A 17,356-nucleotide genomic window follows, 5' to 3' on the forward strand; every position below is an offset into this window, starting at 1 on the left:
GCAACCCCATAGTGTGACGCGACCCGCGAATGCTACTCGCTAGTAGAGGTGATTGTGGACATACCGGCAGCCGCATCCCGGCACGTCATGTTCCTCAACTGGCGGGACACTCGTAACCCCCACGGTGGCGGATCCGAAGTCTACGTGGAGAAGATCGCCGGGGAACTTATCCGTCGGGGATATCGAGCGACGCTCTTCTGCGCAGCTCACGACGAGGGTCCGGCCGATGAGACGACCGCCGCTGGTCTGCGCGTGCTGCGCAGAGGCGGCAGGCACACGGTGTACCTCCGTGCCGCCCTCGCCTACCTTCTGGGCATGATCGGCATCGGCCCGCTGAGCCGGCGCCGGGGTGGCCGGCCGGACGTTCTGGTCGACGTCGGTAACGGTCTGCCATTTTTCTCGCCGCTCTGGAGCCGGCGTCCGGTCATCGCTCTCGTTCACCATGTGCACCGCGAGCAATGGCCGGTTGTGCTGACTCCGCGACTCGCGCGTATCGGGTGGTGGATCGAGTCGTGGCTGGCGCCGCGGCTCTACAGCCGCTGCCGGTACGTGACCGTTTCGGCCGCGACCCGCGACGAGCTGGCGGTCCTCGGCGTCGACCCGGAGCGCGTCACCATCGTGCACAACGGCACCCCGGAGATGGCCCCGGCAGCCCCGGTGGCGCGTACCCCTGAGCCCTCCCTCGTGGTGCTGGGCCGGCTCGTTCCGCACAAGCGGGTCGAGATGGCGCTGGACGCGGTGGCCGAGCTGCACCACGAGTTCCCCGGCTTGACACTTACTGTCGCCGGTCAGGGCTGGTGGGAGGACGAGCTGCGGGAGTACGCGGTGAAGCACGGCATCGCCGACCGGGTGCGGTTCGCCGGTTTCGTCAGCGACGAGGAGAAGCGCGTCCTGATGAGCGAGGCCTGGCTGGCGCTCACCCCCTCGCTCAAGGAGGGCTGGGGCCTCACGATCGTCGAGGCCGGCGCGGTGGGTACGCCGAACATCGCGATCCGCGGCGCCGGTGGCGTCGAGGAGTCCCTGGTCGACGGGCGTACCGGCCTGCTGGCCGACGACACACCCGACTTCATCGCGAAGACGCGGCTGCTGCTGGCCGACGACGCGCTGCGGGCCGAGATGGGCAGCGCCGCGCGGGCACACGCCGACTGCTTCACCTGGCCGTCGGCGGGGGAGAAATTCGCGGGCCTGATCGCCTCGCCGCGCGTGGTCCGGGCAGTCGACCGGCCCCGGCAGCGCACCCACACAGCGGGATAGAACCCAACGAAAAAGGTCCCGGCCAGCCGAGCTGCCGGGACCTTTTCGCGTGGCTCAGCGGCTGCCGTACACGCCCGACTGCAGGACGTCCTCGGACACCTTGGACTCGTCCACGCTGTTGGCGGTCGCGGTCGACGAACTGTTGAGCGTGTTCGCGAGTGCGGCCGTGCCGAGCGCGCCCAGCCCCAGGGCGACCACCCCGGCCAGAAGCAGCGGAAGGGCTCTGGTCATTCGGTAACTCCTCCTTGACGCGTGTGTGCTCTGCGTGCGCGGGACGCTACCACGTAGTAACTTCCGTGCGAAGAGTGTTCTCGTACAGGTCCAGATACGGACCGTCATACACGAGCCGTAAACCGGTCAGCGCGGCAGCCGGCACCTCAGCTTTCCCGGCGACCCGCTGCACCACGACCCAGCGAAGTCCGAGCGAGGCGAGCGGGGTCCCGGTTCGCAGGGCCTGTCGCGCCGCGGCGGCCCGGTGATCCTCACCGGTCACCACGATGTTCCCCACGACCAGCCGGTCGTCGGTCACCACGTCGGCGTCGAGATAGCGCGGCAGCGGATCGAGCACGGTTCGCCCGAGATTCCAGGAGTAGGTGTGATAGGCGGAGAGCGGCAGCGAGAGCACCGGACCGGGCGCGTCGCCGACCAGCCGCGCCACCACCGCGAAATCCGCCGGGTACGGCACCGGCCGCAGCCGGTTGACGGCCCCGAACGCCAGGTCCGGCTGGATCGCGACAGGCAGCAGCAGCGCACCGGCCAGCACCACCCGGCCCGCGAGACGATCACCCACCCGGATGGCGGCCCGCTCGGCGCCGAGCGCCATCGCGAGACAGAGCAGCAGAGCGTACGGAAGAACGAACTTCTGCCCGTCCCGCAGCAACCCCGCGCCGGGGACCGTGGCGACCAGCCACTCCAGAACCGTCCGCCCACCCGGCAGCAGCACGAACGCGGCCACCAGGAAACCACCGGCGGCCAGCACGAGCAGCCGGATCGCGGCGCCGGCCGGCCATCGGTCCCGCAGCGCCTTCGCGCCACCAAGAGCAAGAAGGAGAAGCGCCAGGGTTCCGGCCGGCGCGAGCACCGATTCGCGGCTGGGCAGGGTGGTCTGCGCGTTCCAGATGCCGCCGGTGCCGAGCAGCGAGCCCAGCGTGCCGCTCCAGTTCTCCGCGCGCGCCGCGAACGCCGCCACGCCGTCCGGATCACTGCGGGCTTCCGCGTCGGTCAGGGCGGCCGCCAGCAGCCAGGGTGTGTTCAGCAGCGCGACGCCGGCGATCGCCACCGCGGACAGCACACTGCGGCGAGCGGCCATCACCGCCGTGGTGACCAGCGCGAGCACGCCGCCGGTCGGTGTCACCGAGGCGAGCGCGCCGAAACCGAGCAGCGCGATCAGGGCCCGCCGGTCACCCTCCCGGACGCGCGTCGCGCTCCCGGCGATCCAGGGCAGGCTTGCGTACGCGAGAAGCAGCCCCCATTGCCCGAGCAGCAGCCGTTCAGCGAGGTACGGCGTCCAGGCGTACGCGACGGCCGCGACGAGCCGGGTGCCAGTGCGTTCGGCGGGGACCAGGCGGCCGGCGCCGATCGCGGCGAGCAGCAGCACCGCGGCCAGCACGACCCGCTGGAGCAGCCAGCCCGGCACGACCTGGGTGGCGAGCGAGACCAGCGCGTCCAGCGGCACGGCCCGGGGCAGCGTCGCGGACGGCGCGACCAGATCCCAGCGCAGCGGCTGCCTCGGCACGAACACCATGTCGTACGCCAGCAGGTAGCCGGGAGCGGCGAGCGGGGCCAGCACCAGCGCGGTGACGACGACGGCGGTGGCAGGCAACGCCAGCCGTCGCGGATCAGGCCGTCCCAGGGCGGGCCTCCTCAATCAAGATCGCGTCTCTAGCATGAGCGCGGCACGGCGACACCGTACACACAACGGGGACAGGAACAGGACAAGCAGGATGGCGAAGAGCAGCGGGATAGGAACGGCCGGACTGGCCGTCACCGGGGCGGGTGTGCTGGCCAACGCGCTGGCCTACGTCGTACCCCTGCTCGGTGCGCGGCAGCTGAGCCCGGCGGATCTCAGCGCGCTCGCCACCCTGCTCGCGATGACGGCGATCGCCGGGGTGGCCAGCACCGGACTGCAGATCGCCGTGGCCGTGCACCGCGCCCGGTCCGGGCCGGTGCCGACGGCCCGCTCCGCCTTGTACACCGTGCTCGGCACCGCCTGCGCCCTGCTGTTCGTCATGCCGATCGCGGTCGTCGTGCTGGACCTGCCGGCGCCCGCGACGGCGTTCGCCGCGATCTCCACGGTCGGCGTGGTCGCGGCCGGGCGCTGGCTTGGCGAGATGCAGGGCGACCAGCGGTTCCTGCCCTTGGCGGCGGGCATCGCGGTGGTCTCCGGCGGCCGGTACGGCGGCGTGGTGCTCGGCCTGGCCATCGGACTCGGGCTGACCATGTCGCTGCTGCTCGGGGCCGTCACCGCCGTGCTCGCACTGCCGGTCCTGCATCTGCTGGCGCGTCGTCCGGGCGTACCCAAGGAGGGTGCGGCTCTGCCGCTGCGGGCCGTGCTCACGGCAGGGGGAGCGACCCTCGCGATGCTCGTGGTCTCTTATGCCGATCTGCTGCTGGCCAGGCGTTTCCTGTCGCCGGAGTTGTCCGGCGCCTACGCTGTCGGCACCGTTCTGACGAAGGGCGCGCTCTGGGCGCCGCAGGTGGTCACCATTCTGGCGCTGCCCCGGCTGGCGCAGGGCAATCAGCGCACCCTGCGACTGGGGCTGCTCGTGGTCGGCGGCTGCGGCGTGTTCCTGGTTGCCGCGTCGGCGCTCGCCGGTGGGCTGGCATTCGGGCTGGCCGGCGGCCCGGACTATGTGGAGATGGGCCGGTACGCCTGGATTTTCGCGGCGACCGGCGCCTGCTACGGGCTGGTCTTCATGCTGATCAACGCTCAGGTCGCTGCCGAAGCCCGCTGGCCGTCTGCTCCGCTGTGGGTGGTGACGGCGTTGTTCGTACTCGGGACCTGGCTCTTTCTGCCGCACACCGTGCCTGGCATCGCGGCAGGTGCGCTCGGGGCCGCGGTGCTCGCGCTGGCCGCCACCGGAGCGCTGGTAGTGGCACGTGTCCGGACATCCGTTACCGAAGCGGAATCCAGTCATGAAAGTCTCTTCGTCGAGTAAAGGCGACGGGGGTCGGAGTTTTGGACAAGGTGACGCGCCGGGTGTTCGGTGGTCTCGTGGTGGCCGTGCTGATCGGCGGGACCGCGGCGGCGGCCACCTGGGGTGGCGAGGATCCACCCGAGGACGGCGGCGGGATTCCGGCCGAGCAGCTGACCGCGATGTTCCAGACCTACGGCGACACGTCGGGCACCTGGCTCGGCGCCGACCGCACGGCGTCGGTGAAGCTGCCGGACGGCCGGATCCTCTGGCTCTTCTCGGACACGTTCCTCGGCAAGCCCGGCGCGGACGGCTCCCGGCCGCGCACCTCCGGCCTGATCAACAGCTCGGCCATCGTGCAGACCGGCGCCGAGCTGGGTCCGCTGCGGTACGGCGGCACCTCGGCCGCGCCGACCTCGCTCGTCCCGGTCGGCAAGGACGCCGATTTCGCCTGGGTCGGCGACGCCGTGGTCACCGGCGAGTCGGTGCAGGTTCTGGTGAACAGGTACAAACGCTCCGGCGCCGGGCCGCTGGACCACCGGCTGACCGGCACCACACTTGCCACTTTCGGGCTTCCCGACCTCACCACCGGGCCGGTCCGGAACCTGCCGCTGGGCACCCGCATCTCGTGGGGCTCCGAGGTGATGCCGGACGGTGAGTTCACCTACGTCTACGGCACCGAGGTCACCAGCGACATGAAGTTCGCGCACGTGGCCCGGGTCCGCGGCACCGACCTGAACCAGACGTGGGAGTTCTGGACCGGCGCCGGCTGGACGGCCGCGGAGGACAAGTCCGCGCGGCTGATCAGCGGCGTCGGCACCAACTACGGCATGCGTAAGGTCGGCGACCGGTACGTCCTGGTCACCCACGAGAACAATCTGACGTTCAGCTCGGAGTTCGTGGCGTACACCGCGGAGTCGCCGACCGGGCCGTTCGGCGGGCCGCACTATCTGTTCACCGCGCCCGAGGTCGCCGACGGGCACATCGTCTACGACGCCGACCTGCACCCTGATCTGGCCCGGCCCGGCCGGCTGCTGGTCTCGTACAACGTGAACAACCTGGACGAGGCAGTCACCTACGGCGACGCCAGCATCTATCGCCCGCGATTCTTCGAGATCGGGTGGCCGCTCGACGGCTCATCGGACGAGGGCCCGGACGTGCCGGAGGGCCTGGCCGCCACACCGGACGGCGCCGGCGTCGCGAGCCTGGCCTGGCAGCCGGTCGACGGCGACGACATCACCTACCGCATCTACCGGCGCGACATCTCCGACGGACAGACCCATTTCGTACGCCTTGTCGAGACGCCGGGCGGCGCCACCAGTTTCCGTACCGACTTCCTGGTGAACGGCCACGACTACGAGTTCGCGGTGACCGCCGTCGACGACGACGGCGAGAGCGCCCTGTCCGCGCCGTCGACGATGCGGGCCACCGTGCCGCCGCCGTCCGCCCCGGCCGCGCCGCAGGTGCAGACCCTGCCGGACGGCCGGGTCACGGTGCGCTGGGAGTCGATCGCGTTCGTGCAGCTCTTCAAGATCTTCCATCGCGATACGACGAACGGCCAGGACAAGGCGGTATCGGCCGGCACCTACCCCGGCAAGAGCGCGACCATCGGCCCGCTGAGCTCCGGCCACGAGTACGAGATCACCCTGGTCGCCGTCGGCGGCGGCGGAGACAGCGAGCCGTCGGCGCCGGCCCGGGTCACCGCGATCGTCGCGAAACCGCCGGCGCCCGGGCAGCCCAGCGCCGAGGCCCGGTCCGACGGCTCGATCCGGATCGCCTGGCCGCAGGTGGCGCCCGGACTGTCCTACCAGGTGTTCCGGCGCGACCTCACGGACGGCGGTGACTACGGGCCGCCCGGCATCGCCGACGGCACCACGTTCGACACCGGGCGGCTGGTGCACGGCCACGAGTACGAGTTCACCGTCGCGGCCGTCAACTCCGGCGGGGTGGGTGAGCGGTCACCTTCGGTACGCGCCACCGCCGACCTGGCCGCGCCGGACGAGGCGCCGACCCGGCTCAAAGCCGACCCGGACGCCGGCCAGGTCGAGCTGACCTGGCGGACCACCGGCTCCGACTGGTACTGGGTCTTCCGCCGGGACCTGACCGCCGGCGAGCGCGAGTTCACCCGCGAGGAGATCGCGGTCGAGGGCACCAAGGCCACCGTGCACGGCCTCGTCGACGGGCATCAGTACGAGTTCACCGTCGCCGCGTTCAGCGACGGCGGCGTCGGCCCGCAGTCCAAGGCGGTGAAGGCCACGATCCCCTCGGCGCTGCCGACCGGTCTGTCCGCTCGCAGCGACGGACCCGGCGCGGTGATCGTGACCTGGAAAGAGACCAGGCCCGGGACGCTGTATCGGATCCAGGTGCGCGACGCGACCGCGGGGGAGCAGTGGCAGACCGACCCGTACCCGGTGAACGGCGACCGCTTCGACAAGACGATGCTGACCGGCGGCCATCGGTACGAGTTCCGGATTCAGCTCGCGGACGGGACCACATCGGATGCGGCCGGGGTAATGGTCAAGTAGGACGCGGCGTGCATAATTCGATGTCCATCGTCGTGCGGGGGTTCTGAATGGGTGAGCCGGCCCTCGCTGCGGCTTTTCCGGTGCCGGCGCTCGCTGATCTGGCGGTGCCCGCCGCGGTTGTCGACGCGGACACGGCGATGGGTGACATCGAAGGGCTCGTCCATGCCGACCCGGGAATGCTCGGTGTCGTCACGGTCGTGGACGGCGTCCATCACCTCGTCGCCCGCGCCCGTCTCGACGTGCTGCTGGCCGGTCGCCTCGGATATGGCCGGGCGCTGCTGCACCGGCGCCCGCTGCGGGCCGTCATCGGTGAGCCGGCCCTCGTCCTGCCCGCGGCGACGACCTGGGACGACGCGGCCCGGGTGGCGATCGGCCGCCCGGATCACCGCAAGTCGAACCCCGTCGTGGTCGCCTTCGACGACGGCGCCCTCGGGCTCGCCCCGGTCGGCCCGCTCGTCGAGTACCTCAGCGGCCGATACGCCGCGATGGCGTTCACCGACGAGCTGACCGGGCTCGGCAACCGCCGCCAGCTGGCTTCGCAGGGCGCGGTCTTATCGGGTGCGGTTTTGCCGGGTGCGCTGTTCCTGATCGACTTGAATCGCTTCAAGGAGATCAACGACGCTCTCGGGCACGCTCGTGGCGACGAGCTGTTGCGTCATGTGGCGTCCGCGTTGAGCGCGGCGTGCGCGCCGGCACCGGCATACCGCCTGGGCGGCGATGAGTTCGTGATCCTCACCGCCGGCGGATGGCCGGCAACGCCGCTCGCCGACGCCGGGCGGGATCTGCTGCGTGCCATCGAGGGGCCGTTTCACGTGGCCGGGGTGCCGATCACCGTCGAAGCCGCCGTCGGCATCGCCGAGGGTGCAGCCGGCCTCGACGAGGGTGCAGCCGGCCTTGACGAGGGTGCAGCCGGCCTCGACGAGGGTGCAGCCGGCCTTGACGAGCTCCTGGCCCGCGCCGACGCCGCCATGTACCTGGCCAAACGCGACCGCACCCGGGTCGAGGTCTGGGCCCGGGACACCGCCGTCGTCGGCGCCGCCGACCTGGGCATGGAGACCGACCTGCGCTCCGCCGTCGCCAACCAGGAGCTGGTGCTGCACTACCAGCCGCTGGTGTACGCCCGCTCCGGCCAGGTCGCGTCGTACGAGGCCCTGGTCCGCTGGGCACACCCGGAACGCGGCCTGCTGTCACCACGCTCGTTCCTGCCCCGCGCCGAACTCTCCGACGTCATCCACCCGCTCACCGAGGCGGTCCTCGCCGAAGCCGTCGGGCAGGCCGCGTGCTGGCACCGCGCCGGCCGGACCATGCCGATCGCGGTGAACCTGGCCGCGCCGGTGCTCGCCTCCGAGGGCATCGTCGCGATCGTGGAACGCCTGCTGGAACGCACTGGCCTGCCGCCCGAGGCGCTCATCGTCGAGGTCACCGAGAGCGCCGTGATGACCCGGCCGGACCAGAGCGCCGACCGCCTGAGGGCGATCCGGGCGATGGGCGTACGCATAGCGATGGACGATTTCGGCACCGGCTACACCTCGCTGGAGCTGCTCACCAGACTGCTGCTCGACGAGCTGAAACTGGACCGCTCGTTCGTCATGCGGGTGCACGAGCCACAGGAACGGGTGATCGTCGAAGCGGTGGCCAAGATGGCGCACGGCCTCGGCCTCACCCTGGTCGCCGAGGGTGTCGAGGACAGCCGGACCGCCGAAACCCTCGCCGGGATCGGCTTCGACCTGCTGCAGGGTTACCACTTCGGCCGCCCCGAACCGGCTGCGGCTCACAACCCGGTCCCGGGCATAGTGACGTCCGGGTAATCAGGTACACACGTCTCTGTTGACGGACCGGAAACCGCGGCTTGAAAGCGTGAACCCCGTCGAGCTTCGAAAGGGGTGCGTGTGCCTGCCGATCTGACCCAGGTGAAGACCGTGTGCGGGTACTGCGGCGTCGGTTGCGGCATCGTCCTCGAAGTGGAGGGCCGCCGGGTCCTCAAGGCCAGAGGCGACAAGGCGCACCCCGCCAACGCCGGACGACTCTGCACCAAGGGCGCCACCAGCCTCGAACTGCTCGCCGCGCCGGGCCGGCTGGACACCGGGCTGATCCGGCCCCGGCGTGGCGCCGAGCCCGAGCGCACCGGCGTCGACGCCGCCATCACCGAGACCGCCCGGCGGCTGCGCGCCATCATCGACGAGCACGGCCCGGACGCCTTCGCCATGTACGTCTCCGGTCAGATGACCCTGGAAGCGCAGTACCTGGCGAACAAGCTGGTCAAGGGCTATATCGGCACGAACAACATCGAGTCGAACTCGCGGCTGTGCATGGCGAGCGCCGGCACCGGGTACAAGCTGTCGCTCGGCGCCGACGGGCCGCCCGGATCGTACGACGACCTGGATCACGCCGATGTTTTCCTGGTGATCGGCTCGAACATGGCGGACTGCCACCCGATCCTGTTCCTGCGGATGATGGAACGGGTCAAGGCCGGCGCCAAGCTGATCGTGGTGGACCCGCGGCGAACGGCCACCGCTGAGAAATCGGATTTGTACCTGCAGATCAAGCCCGGCACCGACCTGGCGTTTCTGAACGGCCTGCTGCACCTTGTTCCTCGCGATGAGGAATTCATCGCGGCGCACACCACCGGCTGGGAGGCGATGCCACCGCTGCTCGCCGACTACCCGCCGGAGCGTGTCGAGGAGATCACCGGCATCCCGGCAGCGGACATCCGCACTGCCGCCGAGTGGATCGGCGCGGCCGGCAACTGGATGACGCTCTGGACGATGGGCCTCAACCAGAGCACCCACGGCACCTGGAGCACCAACGCCATCTGCGATCTGCACCTGGCTACCGGCGCGATCTGCCGTACCGGAAGTGGGCCTTTCTCTCTGACCGGGCAGCCGAACGCCATGGGTGGGCGAGAGATGGGTTATATGGGTCCGGGCCTGCCCGGACAGCGATCGGTGCTGGTCCCGGCCGACCGCGAGTTCACCGAGCGGGTCTGGGACGTGCCGGCAGGCACGCTGCGCACCGAGGTCGGCAAGGGCACTGTCGACATGTTCGAGCAGATGGCCGACGGCCGGATCAAGGCCTGCTGGATCGTCTGCACCAACCCGGTCGCGTCGGTCGGCAACCGCCGGACCGTGATCGCCGGCCTTGAGGCGGCCGAGCTCGTGATCACCCAGGACGCCTTCGCCGAGACCGAGACGAACGCCTATGCCGACATCGCCCTGCCCGCGGCGATGTGGTCGGAGACCGACGGCATCATGATCAATTCGGAACGCTCGCTCTCGCTGATCCACCCGGCCGCTGACGCGCCCGGCGCGGCCCTCCCCGACTGGCAGCTGATCGCGCGCGTCGCCGCCGAGATGGGTTACGCGGATGCCTTCACCTACGCCAGCGCCGCGGAGATCCTCGAAGAGATCAAAACCTTCACCAACCCACAGACCGGGTACGACCTGAGCGGTGTCACGTACGAACGTCTCAGCGATGGTCCGGTGCAGTGGCCGGCGGCGGTCGGCGGGCCGGACCGTAACCCGATCCGGTACCTCGACGCCGAGCGGGGACTGCGGTTCGCCACTCCGGACGGCAAGGCGGTCTTCCATGCCCGGCCGCACCTGGACGCCGCCGAGATGCCCGACGACGACTTCCCTTTCGTGCTGAACACCGGCCGTCTCCAGCATCAGTGGCACACCCTCACGAAGACCGGGAAGATCGCGAAGCTGACCAAGCTCAACCCGGGCCCGTTCGTCGAGATCCACCCGGACGACGCCGACCGGCACGGCATCGCCGCCGGCGACAAGGTGGAGATCGCGTCCCGGCGCGGGCGGGCCGTGCTGCCCGCGGTGCTCACCGACCGGGTCGCGCCGGGCAACTGCTTCGCGCCGTTCCACTGGAACGACCTGTTCGGCGAGTACGTCAGCGTCAACGCGGTGACCAGCGACGCGGTAGATCCGTTGTCCTTCCAGCCGGAGCTGAAGATCTGCGCGGTGTCGCTGACCAGGGTGGCCGCGCCGGATCCGGTCGCCGCTCTTCCGCTTCCGGTTGCTGTTCCCTTTGTCACGGCCGGTGGTCTGCACGAGATGCTGGGGCTCGACTCCGCGCCGCCGGTGCTCGACGACGACCAGCGGCGATATCTCGCTGGGTTCCTGGCCGGGGTGCCTGCGGGGCGTCCCGCTCCGCCGCTCCTGCCGGACAATGCGCCGTTCGACCGGGGTACGGCCATGTGGATCAACGGGTTGATGGCGGCGGCCGCCGCTTCTTCCGTACCCTCGCGGGAAAGGCCGGGAACCGCTCAGCCGGCGGCGGGCCGCCTGCAGATTCTCTGGGCGTCGCAGACCGGCAACGCCGAGGAATTCGCGCGCGAATTGGCCGGGCGGCTCGCGGTGACCGGGCGGCAGATCAGCGTTCTCGGAATGGATTCGGCCGCCGGTGAACTGCTCGAACCCGGCGCCGATCTGTTGTTGGTGACGAGCACTTTCGGCGACGGCGACGCCCCCGACAACGGCGCGGAATTCTGGCGATCGCTCGCCGACGCGGCAGCGCCACGCCTCGACGGCCGCCGGTACGCGGTGCTGGCATTCGGCGATTCCAGCTACGACGATTTCTGCGGGCACGGGCGCCGCCTCGACGAACGCCTCGCCGAGCTGGGCGCGGTACGCCTCGCACCACGCGCCGACTGCGAGCCGGATTTCTCCGACACCGCGACCGGCTGGCTGAATTCGGTCACAGCCGCACTCACCACCCCGCCGCCCGTGGCCCCGACGAAGGCCAAACCGCTGACGTCCACCCTGGCCGGGAACCGTTTGCTCAGCCTGCCCGGGTCGGCGAAAGAGGTACGCCGGTTCACGTTCGCCACCGAGGGCCGGCTGGACTATTCCGCGGGGGATGCGTTGGGCGTCTGGCCGGTCAACTGTCCGGATCTGGTCACCGAATGGCTGGCCCTGACCGGGCTGTCACGCTCGACCGAGGTCTCGTTGGGCATGACGCTCGGTGAGGCGTTGTCGAGCCACCTCGACATCACCCGCATCACCACCGACCTGCTGCGCTTCACCGCCGAGCGAGCCGGAGCCGCCCAGCTGAAGACCCTGCTCCGGCCGGACAACAAGGGCGAGCTGGCAAAGTGGACCTGGGGCCGCCAGATAGCCGACCTGTTGGCCGAACACCCGGTCACGGCGACCGCGGAGGAGTGGATCGGCGTCCTGAAACGCCTCCAGCCACGACTGTATTCGATCAGCTCGACACCACTTGTCGACCCGGACCGAGTGAGCCTGACAGTCTCCGTGGTCCGATATGGCCGGCGAAAGGGCGTCTGCTCCACCCACCTGGCAGACGCGCCGGCAGGCGCCGAGGTCCCGGTGTTCGTCCAGCGGGCCCCACACTTCCGCCCACCGTCAGACCCGTCCACCCCAATGATCATGATCGGTCCGGGCACGGGTGTCGCCCCGTTCGTAGGCTTCCTGCAGGAACGCCAGGCGACCGGAGCCACAGCCCCGAACTGGCTCTTTTTCGGCGAACAGCGCCGGGCGACAGATTTCTACTACGAGCAAGAGCTGTCAGCCTTGCAGGAGTCAGGCACCCTGACCCGCCTGGACCTGGCCTTCTCCCGCGACCAGCGGACCAAGATATACGTGCAGGACCGCATGCGAGAACAGGGCGCCCACCTGTGGTCCTGGCTCCAGGAAGGCGCCGTCCTCTACGTTTGCGGCGACGCCAGCCGAATGGCCCGGGACGTGGACCAGGCCCTGCACGACATAGCGGTGAACCACGGCCGCCTCTCCCCAGAGGCAGCAACCACCTACCTGAAACAGCTGACAACCGAAAAACGCTACCGCCGAGACATCTACTGACCCTCGCCGATCCTGTTGACTCCCAGCACGCCGCCATCACAAGACTCAGCGATTCCAACGGCCGGGTGAGCGTGACCGCGCACCACCCCGTCGGGCACCGGTCTCCCCGAGCCGGCGGCAGCCAACTCTCAACATCCCAACAACAGACCGGCAAGCACCCCACCCCACCCGACCTTGCCCTGCCTTGCGCCGCTCGGCTCGGCTTTGCGCCGCTCGGTTCGGCTTTGCGCCGCTCGGTTCGGCTTTGCGCCGCTCGGTTCGGCTTTGCGCCGCTCGGCTCGGCTTTGCGCCGCTCGGTTCGGCTTTGCGCCGCTCGGTTCGGCTTTGCGCCGCTCGGTTCGGCTTTGCGCCGCTCGGCTCGGCTTTGCGCCGCTCGGCTCGGCTTTGCGCCGCTCGGCTCGGCTTTGCGCCGCTCGGCTCGGCCTTGCGCCGCTCGGCCCGGCGCCGCTCCGCCTGGATCTTGTGGACTTCCCCGCAGACGTGCCCGCACAACTCCACAAGATCGAACAGGCCCAGCCGATCTTGCGGAGTTACGCACAAACGGCTCGCCGAACTCCACAAGATCCGCGAAGCACCACACTCACCACGCCGAAACCGTGAAGCTCCGCATCACCACGCCGAAACCGTGAAGCTCCGCATCACCACGCCGAAACCGTGAAGCTCCGCATCTCCACGCCGAAACCGTGAAGCACCGCGTCACCACGTCTGAACTGTGAAGCACCACGTCACCACATCGGGACTGTGAAGCACCGCGTTGGCCGAACCGTGGAGACCGGCGGGGCACAGAACACCCACGAGTCTCCAAGATCCGACACCGTCTACCCGCTGTCGTGACAGAGTTTCATCATAAAGCACGCAGAACATCCGAAATCGACATGCCACCAACGACCGCCCCGCAAAGTCGTGCACTCGTGGTCGATCAGCCGGCCAAACCGCACAAGATCTCCGAGCGGCACCCCGCCCCGAGAAATCGCTACGCCGCCCCGAGAGATCGCCAGGTCGCCCCGAGAGATCGCCAGGCCGCACCGAACCCGCTACCGCTCCACAAATGGCGTAACCCGAGCGGTCGGAAGTCGCCAAGATCGGCGCCCTCGGGAGGGCAACAACGCGAGGTGACGGCCCGCCCCGCCGTGCCCCGCCCCGCCGGATCTTGAGCTTTTGTCCACAGTCCAGGGTGGACAAAGGCTCAAGATCTCAGCGCGAACCGCTCTTGGCACGCCGAAATTGGCACTGGCCGGGCCGGCGAGCGATGGCGCCTGGGAGCAGTGCCGCCTGGGAGCAGTGCCGTCCGGGAGCAGTGCCGTCTGGGAGCAGTGCCATCCGGGAGCAGTGCCGTCCCGGGAGCAGTGGGAGGGTCGTCAGGGCTGGGGGATTTTGGTGGCTGAGCCCTTCGCGGCCTCCACCGTGTAACGCCTTCCCGCCTCACCCAGCTTGGACTCCGCCGCCTGCACCAGGTTCACGTCCAGCACATCCGCCAGCCGGACCAGATAGATCATCACGTCGCCCAGCTCGGCACGGACTCGCGGGCCCAGCACTGGATCGCTCATCACGGCCGCCGACTGCTCCGGTGTCAGCCACTGGAACTCGGCCAACAGCTCGCCCACCTCGCCGGCCAGTGCCATCGCCAAATTTTTCGGGGTGTGGAACTGTTCCCAGTCCCGCTCGGCGGCGAACGCCCGGACCTGTTCGGCGAGCGAGCGCAGAGTTGACACGGCGCAGAGCCTAACGTGAACGCCATGACGAACGTCCGCGAACGCTTCCGTGAGCTGCATCAGGCCGGCACCTTCATTCTTCCGAACCCGTGGGACGTCGGCTCCGCTCTGCTGCTCGAAAGCTACGGTTTCCCGGCTCTCGCCACCACCTCCTCCGGGTTGGCCGCCTCGCTCGGCAAGCTTGATCAGCAGGTCACCCGGGACGAGCTGGTCGCGCACGTGGCGGCGCTGACGGCGGCGGTGCGGATCCCGGTGAACGTGGACGCCGAGCGCTGCTTCGCCGACAGCGCGGACGGCATCGCCGAGACGGTCGATCTGCTCGCCGGGGCGGGCGCGGCCGGCATCTCGATCGAGGACTACGACCCGGCCACGGATCGGATCGAATCAGTGGAAATCAGCGCCGAGCGGGTGGCGGCGGCCGCGAGCGCGGCGGCTCGGCACGGCATCGTGCTCACCGCCCGCGCCGAGAACTTCCTGTACAGAGACACCGGAAACACCGACCTCGACGACACGATCGACCGCCTGCGGGCATACCGCGAAGCCGGCGCCGACGTGGTCTACGCCCCGGGCCTGCGTGAGCGGGACGACATCGGCCGGGTAGTGGAGTCGGTCGACGCCCCGGTAAACGTCCTGGCCGTGGCCGGCGGCCTGAGCGTCCCGCAGCTGACGGAGCTCGGCGTACGCCGGGTCTCGATCGGCGGCGGGCTGGCCTGGGTGGCATATGGGGCGTTACGGGACGCCGCCCGCGAACTGCTCGACTCGGGCACCACAGCCTTCAAGGCACGCGGGATCGCCGAGGAAGATTTGGAGAAGGCGTTCCGTCGCTAACAGCAGCTTGACATCGGGCAGCGCGGCGCGGATTCTTTCCCCTCCGGCGTGTTGACCTGCGGTTTCGCGCTGGTTGGACCACGGCGGAGGACTCTCATGGAACTGCACCCGGACGATCGTGACGAACTGCTGAACGGCAGTTCGCCGGTGGAGATGTGGCGGCGGAGCGAGCACGCGACCGAGGTCTCGGCCGAGCTGATGCGGCTGCACGGCGGGACGGTGCCGATGAGTGAGCTTCTCTGGCTGGGCGCCGAGTCGTTCCTGCCCCGGCAGTGGCAGGCGGGTCGCGCCACGGATCCGAAGGCGGCCGCCGCCGAGGTCTACGAGCGCTGGCGCCGGATTGAGCAGCGACGCCTCGAGAGACGCCAAGAAACCCCAGATCAAGACCAATAACGTACGCCGAAACGACCCGCGTCACCGTCCATGGTGGCGCGGGTCGCTGCGTTTCGTGGCCGTTAAACCCCCATGACGTTGCGCCACTTGATCTTCCCGGCGACGCGAACCCGCTCCTATTTTGATCGCAAGTTTGAACGCGACTCAAATTTTGAGGTGCCGATGAAGCGTCCTGCCATCACCGCCGCTCTAACCCTCGCTCTGCTCGCCTCGATCACCGCCTGCGGTGGCGGTGCCGGCTCAGCGGGCGGCGACTCCACCACCCCGAAGGCGGGCGGCACCCTCAACGTGGTCCGCTCGAACCCGTTCGAAGGCTTCGAACTCGACAAGGAGACGCTGAACTCCTCGTACCAGATCTCGCAGGCCGTGATCGAGCCGCTGATCCGGACCACCGAGGACGGCACCGGCCTCGAGCCGGGCCTCGCCGAGTCCTGGGAGTACAGCAAGGGCGACACCGTGCTGACGGTGAAACTGGACGCCGACGCGAAGTTCAGCGACGGCAAGCCGGTGACCGCTGCCGACGTGGCGTTCTCGGTGAAGACCTGGCAGGCGGGCGCGAACTACGGCGCCACCTACGCCAGCATCGCGAGCACCAAGGTCGTCGACGACAAGACCATCGAGCTGACCCTCGCGGCGCCGGACACCGCGCTTGCCGGGTTCCTCTCCTGGGCCACCGCGGGCGTCGTGCCGGAGGACTTCGGCGGGCGTACCGCCGCGGAGTACTGGCAGAAGCCGGTCGGCGCCGGCGCGTTCACCGTCTCGGAGTGGAGCGCCAACGGCCAGGTGGTGCTGACCAAGAACCCGGACTACTACCGCGACGGCGGCCCGTACCTCGACAAGATTGTCAGCACGTACGCGAGCGACCCCAACTCGATCACCCTGCAGATGCGCTCCGGTCAGCTCGACATGGCCGACGAGATCATGCCGGTGACCGCCGCGACGCTGCCGAAGGACCAGGTCAAGGCGCAGCCGCAGCACCTCACGCCGGTGCTGCTGATGAACACGAAGGACCCGGCGCTCGCCGACGCGGCAACCCGGCAGGCCATCGCGTACGCCATCGACTACGCCGCGATCAGCCAGAGCGCCCTCAAGGGATACGGCGTGGCACCGACCGGCGCCCTGCCCACGAACAGCCTGAACTGGGCCGCGCCGAGCCAGCCGTACTTCACGCTGGACACCGCCAAGTCCCAGGAGCTGCTCAAGAACGAGAAGAAGACGCTGAGTCTCGTCTACCCGAACGACCCCAGCTCCACGCTGATGGCCCAGATCATTCAGCAGAACCTGGCCGCCGTCGGCATCACCGTCGAACTGCAGTCCGCCGACAGCGCCACCGCCTTCGCCGCGGAGAGCAGCGGCGAGTACCAGCTGGGCATCTTCAGCTACAACGCGATCTCCCCGGACGTCGCCGACCCCGCCTGGTACGTGGCCGGCACCTCGACGATGTTCACCGGCCTGCCCGCCGATGACGCCATCGCCGCGCTCACTGATTACGCCGCCACCACCGACACGGCGAAGAAGAAGGCCGCCGTCACGAAACTCCAGGACATCTGGTTCGAGCAGGCCCCGTTCGTGGCCCTGGCGCACACCTCGGCTCTGGAGGGCCAGCGCGACGTGGTCCACGACGCCCACGTCACCCCGTGGGGCACCTACTACTTCGACACCGTCTGGAAGAACTGACG

Annotated in this window: 11 protein-coding genes; 8 read left to right on the forward strand and 3 right to left on the reverse strand. The window is 69.6% G+C overall.

Translation table 11 applies throughout. The features are described 5' to 3' along the window. Positions 1 to 87: 87 nt before the first annotated feature. Positions 88 to 1,254 carry a glycosyltransferase family 4 protein gene (locus ACQP2E_RS09895; protein WP_433833868.1) on the forward strand — a complete coding sequence of 389 codons (1,167 nt, stop codon included), beginning with the start codon at positions 88 to 90 and terminating at the stop codon, positions 1,252 to 1,254. A gap of 54 nt (positions 1,255 to 1,308) precedes the next feature. Here ACQP2E_RS09895 and ACQP2E_RS09900 read toward each other — a convergent pair whose 3' ends face one another. After that, entirely contained in the window at positions 1,309 to 1,485 is a 177-nt protein-coding gene (locus ACQP2E_RS09900; protein ID WP_181557662.1) for a hypothetical protein, read from the reverse strand. 46 nt (positions 1,486 to 1,531) lie between these two features. Then, on the reverse strand, positions 1,532 to 3,076 hold the full coding sequence (locus ACQP2E_RS09905; protein WP_433830082.1) for a hypothetical protein: 1,545 nt from the start codon (positions 3,074 to 3,076) through the stop codon (positions 1,532 to 1,534). Between the two features lie 121 nt (positions 3,077 to 3,197). Between ACQP2E_RS09905 and ACQP2E_RS09910 the strand changes: the two genes are divergently transcribed. The 4 genes from ACQP2E_RS09910 (at position 3,198) to ACQP2E_RS09925 (ending at position 12,744) form a co-directional block, all read left to right on the forward strand. Then, on the forward strand, positions 3,198 to 4,412 hold the full coding sequence (locus ACQP2E_RS09910) for a polysaccharide biosynthesis protein (protein ID WP_433830084.1): 1,215 nt from the start codon (positions 3,198 to 3,200) through the stop codon (positions 4,410 to 4,412). A 29-nt stretch (positions 4,413 to 4,441) separates the two neighbouring features. Further along, complete coding sequence (locus tag ACQP2E_RS09915; protein WP_433833870.1) at positions 4,442 to 6,913, forward strand: fibronectin type III domain-containing protein; 2,472 nt, start codon at positions 4,442 to 4,444, stop codon at positions 6,911 to 6,913. 47 nt (positions 6,914 to 6,960) lie between these two features. After that, complete coding sequence (locus ACQP2E_RS09920; protein ID WP_433830086.1) at positions 6,961 to 8,721, forward strand: putative bifunctional diguanylate cyclase/phosphodiesterase; 1,761 nt, start codon at positions 6,961 to 6,963, stop codon at positions 8,719 to 8,721. 81 nt (positions 8,722 to 8,802) lie between these two features. Next, entirely contained in the window at positions 8,803 to 12,744 is a 3,942-nt protein-coding gene (locus ACQP2E_RS09925) for a molybdopterin-dependent oxidoreductase (RefSeq protein ID WP_433830088.1), read from the forward strand. 1,358 nt (positions 12,745 to 14,102) lie between these two features. On the opposite strand, the gene ACQP2E_RS09930 is transcribed toward ACQP2E_RS09925, so the two are convergent. After that, positions 14,103 to 14,456, reverse strand: coding sequence for a nucleotide pyrophosphohydrolase (locus ACQP2E_RS09930; RefSeq protein ID WP_433830090.1), 354 nt, complete (start codon positions 14,454 to 14,456; stop codon positions 14,103 to 14,105). A 24-nt stretch (positions 14,457 to 14,480) separates the two neighbouring features. On the opposite strand from ACQP2E_RS09930, the gene ACQP2E_RS09935 reads away from it, so the two are divergent. The 3 genes from ACQP2E_RS09935 (at position 14,481) to ACQP2E_RS09945 (ending at position 17,354) form a co-directional block, all read left to right on the forward strand. Further along, positions 14,481 to 15,284 carry an isocitrate lyase/PEP mutase family protein gene (locus ACQP2E_RS09935; protein WP_433830092.1) on the forward strand — a complete coding sequence of 268 codons (804 nt, stop codon included), beginning with the start codon at positions 14,481 to 14,483 and terminating at the stop codon, positions 15,282 to 15,284. A 96-nt stretch (positions 15,285 to 15,380) separates the two neighbouring features. Beyond that, on the forward strand, positions 15,381 to 15,677 hold the full coding sequence (locus ACQP2E_RS09940; protein WP_433830094.1) for a hypothetical protein: 297 nt from the start codon (positions 15,381 to 15,383) through the stop codon (positions 15,675 to 15,677). 162 nt (positions 15,678 to 15,839) lie between these two features. Beyond that, positions 15,840 to 17,354 carry an ABC transporter substrate-binding protein gene (locus ACQP2E_RS09945; protein ID WP_433830096.1) on the forward strand — a complete coding sequence of 505 codons (1,515 nt, stop codon included), beginning with the start codon at positions 15,840 to 15,842 and terminating at the stop codon, positions 17,352 to 17,354. Positions 17,355 to 17,356 lie beyond the last annotated feature (2 nt).

The sequence above is a fragment of the Actinoplanes sp. CA-015351 genome (assembly GCF_050955685.1).
In the GTDB taxonomy this organism is placed as follows: Bacteria; Actinomycetota; Actinomycetes; order Mycobacteriales; family Micromonosporaceae; genus Actinoplanes.

Coding starts and splice junctions, on each gene's coding strand:
- ACQP2E_RS09920 (WP_433830086.1), top strand. CDS start 6,961: ATGGGTGAGCCGGCCCTCGCTGCGGCTTTTCCGGTGCCGGCGCTCGCT.
- ACQP2E_RS09910 (WP_433830084.1), top strand. CDS start 3,198: ATGGCGAAGAGCAGCGGGATAGGAACGGCCGGACTGGCCGTCACCGGG.
- ACQP2E_RS09940 (WP_433830094.1), top strand. CDS start 15,381: ATGGAACTGCACCCGGACGATCGTGACGAACTGCTGAACGGCAGTTCG.
- ACQP2E_RS09945 (WP_433830096.1), top strand. CDS start 15,840: ATGAAGCGTCCTGCCATCACCGCCGCTCTAACCCTCGCTCTGCTCGCC.
- ACQP2E_RS09895 (WP_433833868.1), top strand. CDS start 88: ATGTTCCTCAACTGGCGGGACACTCGTAACCCCCACGGTGGCGGATCC.
- ACQP2E_RS09935 (WP_433830092.1), top strand. CDS start 14,481: ATGACGAACGTCCGCGAACGCTTCCGTGAGCTGCATCAGGCCGGCACC.
- ACQP2E_RS09900 (WP_181557662.1), bottom strand. CDS start 1,485: ATGACCAGAGCCCTTCCGCTGCTTCTGGCCGGGGTGGTCGCCCTGGGG.